At 72.9% G+C, this 17,489-nt stretch carries 15 protein-coding genes and 3 tRNA genes; 11 read left to right on the top strand and 7 right to left on the bottom strand.

What is annotated here, in order from left to right:
• Positions 1-32: 32 nt before the first annotated feature.
• A complete protein-coding gene (locus FB00_RS02815; protein ID WP_172819993.1) occupies positions 33-377 on the bottom strand; it encodes a metallopeptidase family protein in 345 nt (114 codons plus the stop codon).
• A gap of 137 nt (positions 378-514) precedes the next feature.
• On the opposite strand from FB00_RS02815, the gene FB00_RS02810 reads away from it, so the two are divergent.
• From FB00_RS02810 to FB00_RS02790, 5 genes are all read left to right on the top strand, one after another.
• A tRNA-Glu gene (locus FB00_RS02810) sits at positions 515-587 on the top strand.
• Positions 588-750: 163 nt separating this feature from the next.
• Positions 751-824: transfer RNA gene (locus FB00_RS02805), tRNA-Asp, on the top strand.
• A gap of 50 nt (positions 825-874) precedes the next feature.
• Positions 875-947 (top strand) — tRNA-Phe (locus FB00_RS02800).
• Between the two features lie 157 nt (positions 948-1,104).
• Entirely contained in the window at positions 1,105-1,527 is a 423-nt protein-coding gene (locus FB00_RS02795; RefSeq protein WP_047231365.1) for a phage holin family protein, read from the top strand.
• Positions 1,524-1,832 (top strand): DUF3618 domain-containing protein, encoded by a 309-nt coding sequence (locus FB00_RS02790; RefSeq protein WP_047231364.1) that lies wholly within the window; start codon positions 1,524-1,526, stop codon positions 1,830-1,832. The genes FB00_RS02795 and FB00_RS02790 overlap by 4 nt, the downstream gene beginning before the upstream one ends.
• A gap of 100 nt (positions 1,833-1,932) precedes the next feature.
• On the opposite strand, the gene FB00_RS02785 is transcribed toward FB00_RS02790, so the two are convergent.
• Positions 1,933-2,145 (bottom strand): BldC family transcriptional regulator, encoded by a 213-nt coding sequence (locus FB00_RS02785; RefSeq protein ID WP_024839011.1) that lies wholly within the window; start codon positions 2,143-2,145, stop codon positions 1,933-1,935.
• 406 nt (positions 2,146-2,551) lie between these two features.
• Here FB00_RS02785 and FB00_RS02780 point away from each other — a divergent pair, with 406 nt between their 5' ends.
• Complete coding sequence (locus FB00_RS02780) at positions 2,552-2,761, top strand: DUF3073 domain-containing protein (protein WP_047231363.1); 210 nt, start codon at positions 2,552-2,554, stop codon at positions 2,759-2,761.
• A gap of 286 nt (positions 2,762-3,047) precedes the next feature.
• On the opposite strand, the gene purM is transcribed toward FB00_RS02780, so the two are convergent.
• Positions 3,048-4,181, bottom strand: a complete 1,134-nt coding sequence (gene purM / locus FB00_RS02775; protein ID WP_047231362.1) for a phosphoribosylformylglycinamidine cyclo-ligase — start codon at positions 4,179-4,181, stop codon at positions 3,048-3,050.
• Positions 4,182-4,257: 76 nt separating this feature from the next.
• Entirely contained in the window at positions 4,258-5,805 is a 1,548-nt protein-coding gene (gene purF / locus FB00_RS02770) for an amidophosphoribosyltransferase (RefSeq protein ID WP_047231361.1), read from the bottom strand.
• A gap of 318 nt (positions 5,806-6,123) precedes the next feature.
• Here purF and FB00_RS02765 point away from each other — a divergent pair, with 318 nt between their 5' ends.
• The 5 genes from FB00_RS02765 to FB00_RS02745 all read left to right on the top strand — a co-directional run bounded on the left by FB00_RS02765 (position 6,124) and on the right by FB00_RS02745 (position 11,372).
• The gene (locus FB00_RS02765) at positions 6,124-7,182 is read left to right on the top strand and encodes a sulfate ABC transporter substrate-binding protein (protein ID WP_047231360.1); all 1,059 of its coding nucleotides are present in this window, start codon (positions 6,124-6,126) and stop codon (positions 7,180-7,182) included.
• Between the two features lie 3 nt (positions 7,183-7,185).
• The gene (cysT, locus tag FB00_RS02760) at positions 7,186-8,085 is read left to right on the top strand and encodes a sulfate ABC transporter permease subunit CysT (protein WP_082140908.1); all 900 of its coding nucleotides are present in this window, start codon (positions 7,186-7,188) and stop codon (positions 8,083-8,085) included.
• Entirely contained in the window at positions 8,078-8,947 is an 870-nt protein-coding gene (locus FB00_RS02755) for a sulfate ABC transporter permease (protein ID WP_156186280.1), read from the top strand. The genes cysT and FB00_RS02755 overlap by 8 nt, the downstream gene beginning before the upstream one ends.
• Positions 8,944-9,975, top strand: coding sequence for a sulfate/molybdate ABC transporter ATP-binding protein (locus FB00_RS02750; protein WP_047231358.1), 1,032 nt, complete (start codon positions 8,944-8,946; stop codon positions 9,973-9,975). Before FB00_RS02755 ends, FB00_RS02750 begins: the two co-directional genes overlap by 4 nt.
• Before the next feature lie 74 nt (positions 9,976-10,049).
• Positions 10,050-11,372 (top strand): hypothetical protein, encoded by a 1,323-nt coding sequence (locus tag FB00_RS02745; RefSeq protein WP_047231357.1) that lies wholly within the window; start codon positions 10,050-10,052, stop codon positions 11,370-11,372.
• 4 nt (positions 11,373-11,376) lie between these two features.
• Here FB00_RS02745 and FB00_RS02740 read toward each other — a convergent pair whose 3' ends face one another.
• The 3 genes from FB00_RS02740 to FB00_RS02730 form a co-directional block, all read right to left on the bottom strand.
• Positions 11,377-11,880 (bottom strand): GNAT family N-acetyltransferase, encoded by a 504-nt coding sequence (locus FB00_RS02740; protein ID WP_047231356.1) that lies wholly within the window; start codon positions 11,878-11,880, stop codon positions 11,377-11,379.
• 78 nt (positions 11,881-11,958) lie between these two features.
• Entirely contained in the window at positions 11,959-12,354 is a 396-nt protein-coding gene (locus FB00_RS02735) for a hypothetical protein (RefSeq protein WP_156186279.1), read from the bottom strand.
• 166 nt (positions 12,355-12,520) lie between these two features.
• On the bottom strand, positions 12,521-17,281 hold the full coding sequence (locus FB00_RS02730; RefSeq protein ID WP_231581677.1) for an ExeM/NucH family extracellular endonuclease: 4,761 nt from the start codon (positions 17,279-17,281) through the stop codon (positions 12,521-12,523).
• Between the last annotated feature and the right edge of the window lie 208 nt (positions 17,282-17,489).

Raw genomic sequence — 17,489 nt, 5'->3', positions numbered from 1 at the left:
CGTATCGAGCGGCACCCGCGCGCCGCCCGGGCTCAGTCCCAGCCGAGCTCGTGCAACCGGTCGTCGTCGATGCCGAAGTGGTGCGCGATCTCGTGGACGACCGTCACCGCCACCTCCTCGACCACGTCCTCGCGCGTGTCGCAGATCGCGAGCGTCGGGTTGCGGAAGATCGTAATGCGGTCGGGCAGGGCGCCCGCCGCCCACATGTGGTCCCGCTCGGTGAGGGGAACGCCCTCGTAGAGCCCCAGGAGGTCGGGGTCGTCGGCGGGCGCGTCGTCCTCGACGAGCACCACGACGTTGTCCATCTGTGCCGCGAGGTCCTCGGGGACGAGGTCGAGCCCGTCCCGCACGGCGTCCTCGAACTCGGCCCGCGTCATCTCCACCACGCGACCATCCTCCCCTGTCCACGGCACCGGCAGCGGCACCGTCCCGGCAGCGGGTGCAGCGCCGCCCCGGCCGCGACGCCGACCGGGAAGCCACGGCCCCGCCGCTGTACACTGGCGCACGTTCCTGAGCCCCCATCGTCTAGCGGCCTAGGACCCCGCCCTTTCACGGCGGTAGCACGGGTTCGAATCCCGTTGGGGGTACGCGAGATCGCGCCGGGACCGGCGGCCACCAGCGGATTTACGGATCGGCTCATGGGTACGGTACGATCCTCTCGGTTCGAAAGCGGGCCACCACACCACCAGGTTCACTGGTGAAAACCACCGGGTCCTCTGGTGTTAAGGTGTGTCTCGCGAAGAACAGCAAGGCCCTGTAGCGCAGTTGGTTAGCGCGCCGCCCTGTCACGGCGGAGGTCGCGGGTTCAAGTCCCGTCAGGGTCGCGTGAGGCGAAGAGCCCGGTCGGCATCGGCCGGCCGGGCTCTTCCCCCATGGCTCTGTAGCTCAGTTGGTAGAGCGTTCGACTGAAAATCGAAAGGTCACCGGATCGACGCCGGTCGGAGCCACCGAAGAGACCCCCGCCCGGGATCCGGGCGGGGGTCTTCTGCATCCCCGCGACGACGTCGCACGGCTCCCCCTCCGCGCCCGGACCGGCCCGCGGAAAGTTGCGCGCCGCCCCGGGTGCCGGTTGAGTGGTGGGGTCACCTGCGGAAAGGCGGAGAGATGAGCGACTGGATCGACGGGCGCATCCCGCCCGAGGAGCAGAGGCCGACGGTCGGGCAGCTCGTGGAGCGCTTGTCCGAGCAGGCGACGCGCCTCGTCCGCTCCGAGATCGCGCTCGCGAAGGCCGAGCTCACCACGAAGGCCAAGCACGCCGGCATCGGCATCGGCCTGCTCGTCGTGGGCGGGGTGCTCGTCCTCTACGGCCTCGGCTTCCTCCTCCACTCGGCGATGGAGGGTCTCGCGACCGCCATGCCGCTGTGGCTCGCCGCACTGATCGTCGGCCTGGTGCTCGTGCTCGTCGCCGGTACGCTCGCGTTCGTCGGCGTCAAGCAGCTCCAGCGCGGCGTCCCGCCGACCCCGACCGGAGCGGTCGACAGCATCAAGGAAGACGTGGCCACCATCAAGGAAGGACTGCGCCCGTGAGCGGAACCGACGGGGCCTCGGCGCCCCCGCTGTCCCAGTCCCAGCTCGAGGACGAGATCGCGCGCACGCGCGCCGAGCTCGCCGGGACGATCGACGAGCTCACGACCCGCCTGGACCCGCGTGTCCAGGCGAAGGCGGCGGCCCAGCAGGCGAAGCAGGCGGCCTCGGACACGGGTGCGTTCCTCACCGGTGGCGGGTTGCCGGAGGAGGACCCCGACCGGTCGCGCAACGTCAAGCTGCTGCTGGGTGCCGTGGTGGCCGGCGTCGCGCTCGTCACGGCGGCGATCCTGCGCCGGCGCTCGTAGCCTCCGACGAGCGCTCGCCCCGGTGCATGCGCGCCGGGGCGTTCGTTCTGTCTGCCGATCCGACGCGCCGGCCGTGCCGGCGGCGCGGCGCGCGGTCGGCTCAGGACTTGTCGGTGCCCTCCGCGGGCTCGCTGGCGGCGCCGAGCAGCGCCCGCACCTCGGACTCGCGGTAACGGCGGTGCCCGCCGAGCGTACGGATCGACGAGAGCTTGCCCGCCTTCGCCCAGCGGGTGACCGTCTTGGGGTCGACGCGGAACAGGCTGGCGACCTCGGCGGGCGTGAGCAGAACCTCGGACTCTCCGTGCATGGACATCACGACACCTCCTCCTGGTACGCGCTGGTCCGGCAGATACCCCGGATCACGACGACAGCACGACGCCAGTACCCTCCATTGTCGCAGCATGCGGATTTCGGGCGACTTGACGGACGGGTGAATTAGGCCGCCTATGGTCGGATCGGCCGGATAGGCGCTCGTGCGGCTTACGAGGCGTGCGGCCGGGCTCCTCGGCCACGCAACGCGGCTCGCCCGACGCGGACCCGCGCGCCCGCACGTGGAGACTGTGTGACGGTAGGCACGTCCTCGGCCTGCCACGGTCTTCTGAGTGGATGGAATAGGCCCCGAGCATGTACCGTTGGACCCTGAACAGACGAAACTACACCCCGGGGCCGCACGTCTGAGTACGTAGCCGCCCCGCTTCTACGTTGAGGGGGTCGGAGCCATGGGCCGCGGCCGTCAGAAGGCAAAGCAGACCAAGGTCGCTCGCGCGCTGAAGTACTACAGCCCCGAGACGAACTACAGTGCGCTCGAGCAGGAGCTCACCGGTCACAGCCACACGGATGTCGTGACGGACTCGCGCTTCGGCGCCGAGTCGTCGGACGACCTCGAGCGCTACGACCAGCGCTACAACGACTGGTCCGACGACCGCTGACGGTCGTCGACCACCTCTAGTCGCCGCGGTCTGCCGCGGAAGCGTCTCGACCTCGACTGCGCCGTCGCCTGCCCCCGGTAGGCGACGGCGCGGTCGTCGTTCGTGACCCGGGGACCCTCCGCGCACCGGCCCGCCGTGGCCGTGCTCGCCCGAGGTCGTGGCACTGCGCCCTTGGTCCGGTCTCCGCACCGCACCCCTCGTCGCGCCCTGACGTCGTCGTGCTCGGCCGCGGGTGCGCCTCCCGGGCGGGGGCGGCAACCGCTCACCCGCCCGGGAACACCGGAGGTCAGGCCCGGTAGTCACCGACGAGGCGCACGGCGCCCGCCTGGACGCCCTTGGTGCCCGCGACGAGGTCACCGTCCGCGACGTCGGTGACCGCCGTCGGGTCGAAGGCCTCGACCGTGCCGAGCACCCACGCGGGGACACCGAGCGCGGCGCAGCGCGCGAGCGCGGCGTCGACGCCGTCGGCACCGACCACGGCGACCATGCCGACGCCGAGGTTGAGCGTGTTCTCGAGGTCGCCGCGCGGCACACCGCCCAGCTCGCGCACGAGGCGGAAGACCGGCGGGACGTCCCAGCTCGCGCGGTCAACGACCCCGACGAGCCCGGCGGGCAGGACGCGCGCGAGGTTCGCGGCGAGCCCGCCGCCGGTCACGTGCGTGAACGCGTGGACCTGCGCGGCGTCGTCGGCGGCCAGCGCGAGGCAGTCGCTCGCGTACACGCGCGTGGGCTCGAGGAGCTCCTCGCCGACCGTGCGCCCGAGCTCGTCCACGTGGCGCTCGAGGCCCCAGCCCGCGTGCTTGAGCACGGCCCGCACGAGCGAGTACCCGTTCGAGTGCAGACCCGACGAGGCCATGGCGACGAGCACGTCGCCCTCGCGCACGCGGTCCGGGCCCAGCAGCCGGTCGGCCTCGACGACCCCCGTGGCGGCACCGGCGACGTCGTACTCGTCCTCGCCGAGCAGACCCGGGTGCTCGGCCGTCTCGCCGCCCACGAGTGCGGTGCCCGCGACCTCACAGGCCGCCGCGATGCCGCGGACGATGCCCGCGATGCGCTCCGGCACGACCTTGCCGCACGCGATGTAGTCCGTCATGAACAGCGGCTTGGCGCCGACCACGACGATGTCGTCCACGACCATGCCCACGAGGTCGAACCCGATCGTGTCGTGGACGTCGAGCGCCTGGGCGATCGCGACCTTGGTGCCCACGCCGTCGGTCGACGTCGCGAGCAGGGGGCGGCGGTAGGTCGCGACCTCGGAGAAGTCGTAGAGCCCCGCGAAGCCGCCCACGCCGCCGAGGACCTGCGGGCCGTGGGTGCGACGCACGGCGTCCTTCATGAGCTCGACGGCCTTGTCACCGGCCTCGGTGTCGACGCCCGCGGCGGCGTAGGTGAGGCCCGTCTGGGGCGAGTCGGCAGTCACGGTGTCGGCTCCAAGGAGGTCTCGCGGCGCACGCGCCGGTGGTGCTGGTGGTCTCGGGTCGGATGCGGGGACGAGCTCACGGGTGCTGGAGCGCGCCGGCCCCGCCGGCGGTCACCGACAGGCTGCGCAGCCCGTCCTCGGGCGCGCCGAGCGGGAGCTCGGCCTGCTCGAGGAGGTGCTTGCCGAGCTGGTCGTCGGGCGGCAGCTCGATGGGGTACTTCCCCGTGAAGCACGCCGTGCAGAGCTGCGACGACGGCTGCTCGGTCGCGGCGATCATGCCCTCGGTCGAGATGTAGCCCAGGCTGTCGGCGCCGAGCGACTGCCCGATCTCGTCGGGCGAGAGGCCGTTGGCGATGAGCTCGGCGCGGGAGGCGAAGTCGATGCCGTAGAAGCACGGCCACTTCACGGGCGGCGAGCTGATGCGCACGTGCACCTCGGCCGCCCCGGCCTCGCGCAGCATGCGGATGAGCGCGCGCTGCGTGTTGCCGCGCACGATCGAGTCGTCGACGACGACGAGGCGCTTGCCGCGGATGACGTCGCGCAGCGGGTTGAGCTTGAGCCGGATGCCGAGCTGGCGCAGCGTGTCCGACGGCTGGATGAACGTGCGGCCGACGTAGGCGTTCTTGGTCAGCCCCTGGCCGAACGGAATGCCCGACTCGGCGGCGTAGCCCACGGCGGCGGGCGTGCCGGACTCCGGGACGGGGATGACGAGGTCGGCCTCGACGGAGTGCTCGCGCGCGAGCTGGCGGCCCATCTCGACGCGGGCGGCGTGCACGGAGCGGCCGTTGATCGACGTGTCGGGGCGCGCGAGGTAGACGTACTCGAAGACGCAGCCCGCGCGCTCGGCGGGCGCGAAGCGCTGGGAGCGCAGGCCGTCCGCGTCGATCGCGATGAGCTCTCCCGGCTCGACCTCGCGCACGAACGACGCTCCGACGATGTCGAGCGCCGGGGTCTCGCTCGCCACGACCCAGCCGCGCTCGAGCCGACCGAGGACGAGCGGGCGCACGCCCTGCGGGTCGCGCGCCGCGTAGAGAGTGCGCTCGTCCATGAAGACGAGGGAGAAGGCGCCGCGCAGACGTGGGAGGACCTCGAGCGCCGTGGCCTCGAGCGTGTGGTCGGCGTCGCCCGCGAGGAGCGCGGTGACGAGCGCGGTGTCCGTGGTGTTGCCGCGCGCGAGCTCGCCGCGGCGCTGGTTCCCGTACCGCTCCGCGACGAGGTTGACGAGCTCTGCGGAGTTGGTGAGGTTGCCGTTGTGCCCGAGCGCGACGGTCCCGGACGCGGTGGCGCCGAGCGTCGGCTGGGCGTTCTCCCACGTCACACCGCCCGTGGTCGAGTACCGGCAGTGCCCGACGGCGATGTGCCCCGTCAGGGCGTTGAGCGCCGTCTCGTCGAACACCTGGGAGACGAGTCCCATGTCCTTGTAGACCAGGATCTGCTCACCGTTGCTGGTGGCGATGCCGGCCGACTCCTGGCCTCGGTGCTGCAACGCGTACAGCCCGAAGTAGGCGAGCTTGGCGACCTCTTCGCCGGGCGCCCAGACACCGAAGACGCCACAGGCGTCCTGGGGGCCTTTCTCGCCGGGCATGAGGTCGTGGTTGAGAAGTCCATCTCCGCGGGGGGCCACGTACCTCAGTGTCCCACAGCAGGCGCGTCCGGACCGAAGCGCGAGGTCATGCGGACGGGGGCCGGCGCGCGCGACCACGACGCCGTCGAGACAGCCGTTCACGATGGCGTTACGTCGTCCCACCTGTCGGTCAGGGGTTTCGCTGCGTGGGAACGCCGCGCTTGAATCTCGACTTACCCGATCGCGGCAGTCCAGTATCACGCCGGCTGCCCCGGCCGCCCCGCTCGATCACTCGATCGATCACCCGCTCCATCCCTGCCCCACCCCCTGCTCGACCACCCGCTCCCGGCCTCCGGGACCCCGACGAAGGACGACACCATGCGACGCCTCCGGACGACGATCACCCTCGCGGCTGCCGCGGCAGCCACCGCCCTGGTCCTCACCGCCTGCGCGCCGACCGCCGTCGACGGGTCGGGCGGGGGCGACGCCAGCGGCGACGCGGGCTCCGACGTCGAGCCCACGACGCTCTCCCTCGTCGGCTTCGCCGTGCCCAAGGCGGGCAACGACGCCGCGCAGGAGCTGTGGGGCGAGACCGAGGACGGCCAGGGCGTCACGTGGGAGACGTCGTACGGCGCCTCCGGCGACCAGAGCCGCGCCGTCGCCGACGGCCTGGAGGCCGACTACGTGCACTTCTCGCTCGAGGGCGACGTCACGCGCCTCGTCGACGCGGGCCTCGTCGCCGAGGACTGGAACGCGGGCGACAACAAGGGCATCGTCAGCCAGTCCGTCGTCGTGCTCGTGGTGCGCGAGGGCAACCCGAAGAACATCCAGAGCTGGGAGGACATCGTCCAGCCCGGCGTCGAGATCGTCACCCCGAACCCCGGCTCGTCGGGCTCGGCCCGCTGGAACATCCTCGCCGGGTGGGGCAGCGTCATCGCGAACGGGGGCTCGGAGGAGGACGCGACCGAGTACCTGCGGAAGTTCTTCACCAAGGCCGTCGCGCTCCCGGGCAGCGGCCGCGACGCGACCACCGCCTTCACGTCCGGCACCGGCGACGTCCTGCTGTCCTACGAGAACGAGGCGATCCTCGCGCGGCAGAACGGCGAGACGTTCGACTACGTGGTCCCGGACCAGACGCTCCTCATCGAGAACCCGGCCGCGGTGACGGTCGACGCCGACCCCAAGGCGCAGAGCTACCTCGACTTCGTCCTCACGCCCGAGGGCCAGGAGGCGTTCGCGCACGTGGGCTTCCGGCCCCTGACCGGCGACGTCGACTTCGAGGTCGAGGGCGCCAACGACCCGAGCGACCCGTTCCCCACCGTCCCGACGCTCCTCACCATCGCCGACGACTTCGGCGGCTGGTCGGCCACGAACGACAAGTTCTTCGGTGACGAGGGTCTGGTGACCAAAATCCAGGCCGAGACCGGGAAGCAGTGACCCGTGTCCTCGACCCTCGCTGAACGACCGGGCCGGGCGGCGCGCGAGCGCCGCCCGGCTCCGGCCGCGTCCCGGCCGCGCCGGGTCCGCCGGGCACGCCGGACGCCCAACGGCCCCTACCGCCTGACCGCGGCCTCGGGCCTCGGGCTCGGCGTCGCGCTCGTGTGGTTCTCGGCGCTCGCGCTCGTCCCGCTGGTCGCCGTGCTCGTCGAGACGTCGGTCGGCGGCTGGCCCGCCTTCGTCGCCGCCGTCACGCAGCCGCAGACCGCCGCGGCGCTGACGCTCACGGTCACGCAGGCGCTCGCCGTGACCGCCGTGAACGTCGTCATGGGCACGCTCATCGCCTGGGTCCTCGTGCGCGACCGGTTCCCCGGCAAGCGGCTCCTCGAGGTCCTCATCGACATCCCGTTCGCGCTCCCGACGATCGTGGCCGGCCTCGTGCTGCTCGCCCTGTACGGGCCGTCGGGACCGCTCGGGATCGACGTCGCGAACACGCGCGCCGCCGTCTTCCTCGCGTTCCTCTTCGTCACGCTGCCCTTCGTGGTGCGCAGCGTGCAGCCCGTGCTCGCCGAGCTCGACCGTGACGTCGAGGAGGCGGCCGCGTCGCTCGGCGCGACCCGGCTCACGACCTTTCGTCGCGTGATCCTCCCCGCGCTCGCCCCGGCGATCACCGCGGGTGCCGCGTTGTCGTTCGCCCGCGCGATCAGCGAGTACGGCGCGCTCGTCCTCCTCTCCGGGAACCTGCCGATGCGCACGGAGGTCGGCTCGGTCCGCATCCTCAGCTACCTGGAGAACGGCCAGCCGGAGCAGGCGGCGGCGGTCGCCTCGGTGCTCCTGCTCGTGTCCCTCCTCGTCATCGCCACGATCCAGCTCCTCCAGCGAAGGGTGGCCCGCCGTGGATAGCTCCCCCTGGGTGCGGCGCACGCTGCGCACCGTCGTGGTCGTCTACCTGGTGCTGCTCGTCGGGTGGCCGGTCTCGCTCGTCGTGCGCGGCGCGTTCGCGGACGGGCTCGAGACGTTCCAGCGGGCACTGTCCGACCCGTCCGTCGTCTTCGCGCTCCAGCTCACCGCGGCGGTCGCGGTGCAGGTCGTGCTGATCAACACGGTCTTCGGCGTCGGGATCTCGATGCTCATCGTGCGCTACGACTTCCCGGGCAAGGCCCTGCTCAACGCCCTGCTCGACCTCCCGCTCTCGGTCTCGCCGATCGTCGTCGGGCTCTCGCTCGTCCTCGTGTACGGCAAGAACGGCTGGTTCGGGGGCGCGCTCGAGGACGCCGGGTTCCAGGTGATCTTCGCGCCGCCCGGCATCGTGCTCGCGACGGCGTTCGTGTGCCTCCCGCTCGTGATCCGCGAGGTCGTGCCCGTGCTCACCGAGCTCGGTACCGACGAAGAGCTGGCCGCGACGAGCCTCGGGGCGAGCTGGTTCCAGACCTTCCGGCGCATCACCCTGCCCGCCATCAAGTGGGCGGTGGTCTACGGCGTCGTGCTCACGCTCGCCCGGGCGCTCGGCGAGTTCGGTGCCGTGAAGGTGGTGTCCGGCAACTTCGAGGGTCGCACCCAGACGTCCACGCTCCTCGTCGAGCAGCGCTACCAGGACTTCGAGCAGGGCACGGCCTACGCGGTCGCGTTCCTCCTCGCGTCCGTGTCCGTCGCGTGCATCGTCGCGGTGACCTTCCTGCGCTCCGACGACGCCGCCGGGCCCCGCGCCCGCCGCACCGCCCGCCCCTCCCCTCGCACCGCCGCCCCCACGGAGGCCGACGCATGAGCATCGAGATCCGCAACGTCCGCAAGACCTTCGGCGACTTCGTCGCGCTCGACGACGTCTCCGTGTCCGTCCCCACCGGGCGCCTCACCGCGCTGCTCGGCCCGAGCGGCGGTGGCAAGTCGACGCTCCTGCGCGTCGTCGCCGGGCTCGAGGTGCCCGACTCCGGCGAGATCGAGATCGAGGGCCGCGACGCGACGAACCTGCCGGCCCGACGCCGCAACGTGGGCTTCGTCTTCCAGCACTACGCGGCGTTCAAGCACCTGACCGTCGCGCGGAACGTCGCGTTCGGGCTCGAGATCCGGCGCACGCCGAAGGCCGAGATCGCCGAGCGCGTCGACGAGCTCCTGCGCCTCGTGCACCTCGAGAGCTTCGCGCACCGCCTGCCGTCCCAGCTCTCCGGCGGGCAGCGCCAGCGCATGGCGCTCGCGCGCGCCCTCGCGATCCGGCCGAGCGTCCTCCTGCTCGACGAGCCGTTCGGCGCGCTCGACGCCAAGGTCCGCAAGGAGCTGCGCGACTGGCTGCGCCGCCTGCACGACGAGATCCCCGTGACCACGGTGTTCGTCACGCACGACCAGGAGGAGGCGCTGGAGGTCGCCGACGAGATCGTCGTCGTCAACGAGGGGCGCATCGAGCAGGTCGGCACGCCCGACGACCTCTACGACCGCCCCGCGAACGACTTCGTCATGAGCTTCCTCGGGCCGGTGACGCGCCTCGGGGGTGTGCTCGTGCGACCGCACGACGTGCACGTCGAGGTGCTGCCCGCCGACGCCCCGGACGGCACCGTGGACGGCGCGACGCCGTCACGCGCGGGCGGGCCGGTGCCCGGCGTGGTGACCCGCACGACGCGAGTGGGCTTCGAGGTACGCGCCGAGGTGACCACCGAGGACGAGGTGGTGTCCGTCGTCGTGACCCGCGCGGAGGCCAGGTCGCTGGGGCTCGCGCCGGGGGTCGCCGTGCGGCTCGCCCCGGCGGAGGGCGCGCCGACGTCCGCCGCTCCCCGGCCGGTCGGTGCCCCGGTCCCCGGTTGACCCGGCGCCGCCCCCACCGCGCCGCCCCGACGACGACGCCCCGACCGCGGACGACCGCTCGCTATCCTGCCCGCGTGGCTCCCTCCCGCGTCGACCGCTCCCCCAGGGACCGCGACGACCGTGCCCGCGACGACCGACCGCGGCACCGCCGCGAGCGGGCGGCCTACCGGTTCGTGGAGGTCCGCGCCGCCGCGGGCCCGGCCCGGCTCGACGGACTCACGGCGGGCGTCGGGGCGTTCCTCGTCGGCACGGTCCTGGGCTTCCTCGTCCTCCTCGGGCTCGGGCTCGTCGGCGGCGAGCTGGTCTCCGGCGGGCGGTACGACGCCGACGAGGTCCTGCGCTCGACGCTGGGCTGGTGGATCCTGACCCTCGCGGTCGCCGTGCCGGTCTTCGTGCCGGCGCACGCCGCGGCGACGCTCGCCGTCACCGGCGCTCTGCTGGCCGAGGGTCGGCCGCGCACCGACGTCCCGCCGCACTCGGTGCGGAAGCGCGTCGCGGAGTCGAGCCCGGCGGGAGCGCTCGCCGGGCTCACCTGGACGTACCTCGTGCTCGCGCTCCTCGCCGGGGCGGTCGGGCTCTTCACGATGGACCGCGACGACGCCGAGCGCACCCCGACCGTCGCGGTCTCCGCCGTCGTCGGGGTGGTCACCGCGGTCGGCCTGCTGCTCCTGCCCGGGCTGCGCGCGCGCTGGTCCGCCTGGCAGGACGTCGTGCGCACGACGTGGGGGCCGAACGAGGTGCGCTTCGCCGAGGAGGCGGAACGGCGGCGGCGCGCGGCGCTCGGCCCGTCCGCGCCCTCGCGGACCGACCGGCGGGCCGCGCTCCGGAACGACCGGGTGGCGGCCGTGCTGGGCGGCGTCGGCATGGTCGGCCTCGTCCTGTTCCTGATCGGCCTGTGGATGCGTCACCCGCGCAAGTTCGGCCCGGACCGGTACTACGGGCCGGTGGGCGAGGTGTCGATCGACGTCCTCGTCGGCGTCGGCGGTGCGCTCGTCGGGGCGGCGCTGCTCCTCGGCGCGGTGTGGCTCCTGCTCCCGGTGTCACGACAGGGACGGCAGCGCCGGGCAGGGCTCGCGCTCCTGCGCTCCCCCGAGCCGTCCGCACCGCCCGCCGACGACGTCGTCCGGGAGCTGCTGTCCCCCTGGTCGGCGTCCACGACGTTCGCCCTCGTGCTCCTGGCCGGCTCCGGGATGCTCGCGCCGTCCGTGCTGGCCGGCCTGGCGGGCGGTGGCGTCGCGCTCCTGGTCGACGGGGTGCCGTTCGCCGCCACGGCGGCGGTCCTGGCCGTCGGGACCCTCGCGGCGCTGTGCGTCGTGGTGGTCGGCGTGACCCGGTCGGCGCGGTACCGCACCCTCGTGCGCGAGCGCTGGCACGTGGGCGACGACGGACCCGCCTGAGGGGTCAGAGCGTGCGATGCATGATGTGCAGGCCGACGAGGCCGGCGGTGGGATGGTCGAACGCCTCAGGAACCGTGGCCAGGATGGTGAATCCGAGGGACTGCCACAGACGGACGGCACGGTCGTTGGTCTCGACGACGGCGTTGAACTGCATGGCGCGGTAGCCGTCTGCACGCGCGCCGTCGAGCACCGCCCGGGCGAGCACGCGACCGACTCCGCGACCGCTCGCCTCGGGGTCGACGACGAAGCTGGCGTTGGCGACGTGGGCTCCGGCGCCCGGGTGGTTGGGGAGGTACTTCGCGGTGCCGAGCACCGCTCCGTCGATGGGGTCGACGGCGACGAGCACGCGCGCGGCCGGAGTCTCGGTCCATGCGGCGCGCGCCTGGTTCTCGGTGATGTCGCGCGGGTAGGTGTAGGTCTCCCCGGCACGCAGCACCGGTTCGAGCGTGTGCCACATCCCCGGCCAGTCCTCACGGGTCGCTGGTCGCACGGTGACCTGGTCGCTCATGGGGCGAGGGTAGCCCGGCGGCGACCCGACGTCCGGCCCGTCGCTGAACGCGCGCGTCCCGCGACCGGTGACGGCGTGTCAGCGGCGCCCGCGCAGGCTCCGCCGGTCAGCGACGACGGCCCACAGCCCGGCGACGCCGGCGCCCAGAGCGGCGCACGTGACGAGGATGACGGTGAAGTAGACCCCCGGCTTGAAGACCGGCTCCGAGACCTCCGACTGGAGCCACGCACCACCGACCCCGAGCCCGAGCACCGCGCCGAGCACGATCCCGACCGCGAAGAACCTGCCGTAGCGCGGCGCACGGCGGACCGTAGCGGGGTCGACGACGTCCTCAATCTCGACCTCGTCAGCGGCCGGTGCGGTGGCGTCGGCCTCAGGCGCCTCAGCCGCCTCGGCCGCTGGGGTCTCGCGGCCGTGGGCGACAGACGTGTCGGGGGTGTCGTCGTCGGGCACGGGGGACTGCTCGGAGCTCACGACCACGACCCTACCCGCGGTTGCTGGGAGCTCCGTGCCCCGGGAGCGCGACGGCGGACCCCGGCGTCGGCCCCGCACGCACCGCGACCCGGGCCCGTCGGACGGGACCCGGGTCGCGGGACGCGGCGCCGCCTCGTCGGCGGCGCCGCACGGCGTCAGCGAGGCGTCAGCCGCAGCTCTGGCCCTCGAACGGGACCTCGTACTCCTGCGTCACGCCGTCGAGCGTCGCGGTGACGGTGACCGTCCCGCCCTCGACCGACGTGGCCCGGGTGTTGAACGACTGGTACGCGTTCTTGCCCGGCTGGAGGTTCGGGAACCGCTTGGAGCCGTAGGGCGTCTCGACGACGACCTCGACCGGGACGTCCTCGCCGTTGGTCGCCCGGACCGCGACGTGGACGAACTTCCCCATGCAGCGGGCAGAGGCCTCGAGGTTCTCGAGCACCACCGTCGGGGTGGCGGCCTCGACCGTGACCGGGATCCGGGCGGTCGTGCCGCTCGGCGACGCCACGACCCAGAGGTCGTAGTCGCCCGCCGCAGCGTCGGCCGGGACCGACGCCGTCAGCGTCGCGGCCCCGCCCGTCACCGTGGCGGTGCCCGCCGGGGTGCCCGGGTTCGCCGGGTCGAACGTGGCGTCCGCCGCGACGAGGTAGCCGTCCACCGAGGTGTTCAGCGGGGAGCCGAGCGAGGTGAGGTCGAGATGCGAGAGCCCCACGCTCACGTCGGAGCCCGCGGTCACGGTGCCGGGGAGCGCGTCCACCACCACGCGCGAGCGGTCGAACGACGGCGACACCGGCGAGCTCTCCTTCAGGTACGCGATCCACGCGTCCCGGTCGACCAGACCGGAGTCGCGCGGGTCCGTGCCCTCGGTGAACACGCGGAAGTTGTCACCGCCGGTGGCGAGGAAGGAGAACGTCGCCACGCGGTACTCGCCCGCGAGGTCGATCGGCTCCCCGTTGATCGTCACCGACGAGACGTTGCTCCCCGGAGCCGCGTTCGGGTCGGCGGTCTCCGCCGTCCACGACACGTTGTCCGAGAGCCCCAGGGCGAGGTACGGGCGCGACGGCCGGTTGCCGTCCTTGTCCGTCTGCCACTGCTGCTCGAGCATCTCGACGACCTGCTCGCCCGTGAGGGTCACGGTCCACAGGTTGTTGACGAACGGCAGGACGGCGTTGGCCTCGGCGTACGTGATGACGCCGTCACCGTTGTGGAACAGCTCGCTGCGCAGCCCGCCCGGGTTGACGACACCGATGTCCGCACCGCCGCGCGCCGGGTCGGACAGCGTCGCGAGGAGCGAGTCGGCGACGAGGTTGCCGAGCGTCGACTCCGACGCGCGGTCGTCACGACCGGACGTCGGGTTCGGGCCGGGGCCCACGTACGTCCCGCCGGGACCCGTGTACGCGCCGCCCGCGAACGCCGTGGTGATGTCCGCGGTGACCTCGCCGATCGGCTGTGCGCCGATGATCTCGGCCTGCTGGAGCGCCGCGTCGACGATCGTCTTGACCTCCGCGACGCGCGGGTACGTCGCGACCAGGGTCGCGTCCTCCGCCGTCGTGCGGGCCACGTTCTGCGCCGTGTACGCCGTGACCTCGTGGGTCGCGGTGTCCACGGTGAGCGACACGTGCCCGATGAACTCGCCGTAGTTGCCGGTCTGGACGATCGGGCGGGTCTTGCCCGGGACGCCCGGGACGGGCGCGTCCCACGCGTACTGCTTGTGGGTGTGGCCCGTGAAGATCGCCGCGACGCGCGCGTCGGTCTCGTTGACGATGTCCGCGAAGGCGCCGCCCGCGGCGACCTCCTCCTCGAGCGTCGCGCCGTCCGGCGTGCCCGCCGACGCGCCCTCGTGGACGAGGCCCACGACCACGTCGGCCTCGCCGTTCGCCGGGTCGCCGTCCTGGAGCTGGGCGGTGACGCGGTTGAGCGCCTCGACGGGGTCCCCGAAGTCGAGGTCCGCGATGCCCGACGGCGTGACGAGCGTCGGCGTCTCCTCGGTCACGACACCCACGAAGCCGACGTCCAGGCCGTCGATCTCGACCACCTGGTACTCGGGCAGGGCCGGGTTGGTCGTGCCCTTGTCGTAGACGTTCGCGCCCAGGTAGGCCCAGTCGGCCTCGTCGGAGACGCGGCCCGTGAGGTCGTCCATGCCCTGGTCGAACTCGTGGTTGCCCACGGCGGAGGCGGCGAGGTCGAGCGCGTTCAGCACGTCGATCGTCGGCTGGTCCTCCTGGAGCGCCGACGCGAACAGCGACGCGCCGATGTTGTCGCCCGCCGAGACGAACGCCGTCCCGTCGGGGTTCGCCGCGCGCAGCTGCTCGATGGTCCCCGCGAACTTCACGGTGTTGGCGTCGATGCGACCGTGGAAGTCGTTGATCGCCAGCAGGTCGAGCTGCGTGGTGCCCGGCCCGGCGTCGCCGAGCTGCAGGCCGACGAGCACCGGGTCGTGGTCGGAGGACCGGAACGGCGTCGTGTCGTAGAGGATCGACGCGTTGTAGTTGTACCGGCTGTACTCGTTGGCGATGGGCTCGACCGAGTTGATGTTCCACACGTCCGTGCCGGTGACGGCGCCGGCCGCGCCGGCCGAGGCGAACACGTGGTCGAGCGACCCGACGTACCCGTCGAACAGGTAGGTGTGCTCGCCGGTCGTCTCGCCGAGGTCCGTGTAGCCCGCGTCCTTGAGGACCTCGAGCGGGTCCTCCTGGGAGTACGAGTTGAAGTCGCCCGCGAGCAGGATCTTGTCCGTGCCCGCGTCCGCCGCGACGTCCTCGGCGAAGCCGACGAGCGCCGTCGCCTGCGCGACGCGCGACGCGTTGAACGCGCCCTGGCCGTCGCCCGAGTCCTCGTCGCCGGGCAGCACGGGCGTGCCGGAGCCCTTCGACTTGAGGTGGTTCGCGACGACGAGCACGTCGTCGCTCGCGGCGTCGTCGCCCTCGGAGACCCCGCCTGCCGGCTGGAACACCTGCGCGAGGGGCTCGCGCGCGTTGACGAACGCCGGGTCGTCGAGCAGGATCCGCGAGTCCCCGACCGGCTCGGCCGCGTCCACCTGGTAGATGTACGCGAGCCGGATCACGTCCTCCTCGTCCGGCAGCGCGGCCGGCGACGGGACGAAGGCCCACTCGTCGGCACCTGCGGCGTCGTTGAGCGCGTCGACGAGGTCGGAGAGCGCCTGGTCGCGGTCCTTGCCGAACGGCGTCGAGTTCTCGATCTCCATGAGCGCGACGACGTCGGCGTCGAGCGCGTCGATCGCGGCGACGATCTTGGTCTCCTGGCGCTCGAGGTTCTCCGCGTTCGCCGCGCCGCGGGCGTCGCAGCCACGGTTGACCGTGATCGGGTTTCCCGCGCGGTCCGTGTAGTACGTGCAGCCCGTGAGCTGGTCGCCGGTCGTCGTGAAGTAGTTGAGCACGTTGAACGTCGCGACCGACAGGTCGCCCCCGACCTCGGCCGGGGCGTCCTCGCGCGTGTTCGCGAACGTGGCCGGCTGCACCGTGGCGGCGTTCCCGCCGTCGCCGGCGGTGAGCTGCGTCAGCGGCTGGAACGTCCACGCGTCGAACCGGTAGTCGAGGATGACGGGCGTCGTGAAGGACACACCGGCGCCGACCCGCGCGGGCGCCCCGCCCGTGAGGTACGGGAGCGGGATGCCCTTGTTCGCCGTGTTGTTGAAGTTGGTCGTCGCCCCGTCGTCGAGCACGACGGCCCGCGCCGCACGGTCCGTGACCGCGGCGGCGGCCTCCGCGCTGGCCGGGCGCCCGGCCGACGTCGGCTGGACGAACGGGTCCGTGCCCGCCGCGAGCAGGAACGAGCCGTAGAAGTTGGTGTCGTAGTTGTCCGCGACGATGTAGTCGCCCGCGGGCTGCACGAGCATGCCCTCGAGCACCTCGCGCGCGGCGTCGGTCGCGGGGAACGCGACGTTCGCCGGCTTGACCGCCTCGGCCGCCTCGTCGAGGACCGTCCAGCCGCCCGCGGCGGGCGTGATCTGGGTCAGCGTGAAGTACTCGGACACCGCGCCCGTGACCTCGACGTGGTCGCCGACCTGCACGGCCGCGGCGCCCGTCTTGGAGTAGACGAAGATCGCGTCCGACGCCGTGTGCGAGGCGTCGAGGTCGCCGCCCGTGCCCTCGGTCTGGAGGTAGAAGCCGTCGTAGCCGCCCGTGGGGTAGGTCGCGGTGACGACGCCGCGCGTCGTGACGGTCTGGCCGACGAGCGGGCTCGCCGCGCCCGTGCCCTGGATCTCGGCGATGGGGACGACCTCGCCCGGCTCGGGGCCTGGGCCGCCGCCGTCGTCGCCGCTGTTCTGCGGGGTGACGGTGCTCGAGAGCGAGAAGTCCTTGCTGTTGTCGTCGGTGTCCGCGAACCCGGTCCGGTTGATCGAGGCCGGCACGTTGTTGGCCGACGGCGCGGGGCTGACGGCGGTCTCGAACGTGTTCGACGTCCCGTACCCGACGAGGTCCACGACGTTCGCGGCGCCCGCGGCGTTGCCCGCGGGCAGCGTGACGGCCGAGGTGGAGCGCACGAGCGCGAGGGTGCCCGTCGTGCCCGACGGGTTGAGGCCCCCGGTCGCGTCGGGCGTCGGCAGCGCCGCGCCGGTCGACCCGTTGGAGCCGCCCTGCACGAGGAAGTAGCCCCCGGGCGCGACCGTGCCGGTCAGCGGCGTGACGCCGGTGAAGGCGCCCGTCCCCGTCGCCGAGCGGTACTGGAGCGACATGCCGGAGAGGTCGATCGCCGCCTGCGTGGGGTTGTACAGCTCGACGAACTTGTGGGTGTAGGGGGCGTTGGCGCTGCCGCCGCTCAGGTAGGCCTCGTTGATGACGAGGCCCGACCCGTCGGGCGCCGCGCTCGCGGCGGTGGCCGCCGCGACGGAGAGCGGCGCGGCGAGGGCCACGGTCAACGTGCCCGCCACCACCCTCCGTCGCCGCAGGTGCTGGTGGTCGGTCACGCTGACTCCTTCATCTCGTGCGGACGGCCGGGCAGCAGCCGCTCACGTCCACGAGTCGGACGGGTCGACGCCCTGCCTCCGCAGGACATCGCACCCCACCTGGATGAACGGGCGGTTGCTGCCACGTCACCGCCGCGAGAACGTCGCCGCACGTCGTCGTGCCGCGAGCGCCCGCACGGACGGCGGCCGATCATCATCGGACGCTAGC

The sequence above is a fragment of the Cellulosimicrobium funkei genome (genome assembly GCF_001019615.1).
GTDB classification, from domain to species: domain Bacteria; phylum Actinomycetota; class Actinomycetes; order Actinomycetales; family Cellulomonadaceae; genus Cellulosimicrobium; species Cellulosimicrobium cellulans_E.
The sequence above is the reverse complement of the archived record's forward strand: the minus strand, read 5'-3'. Positions and strand labels throughout refer to the sequence as shown.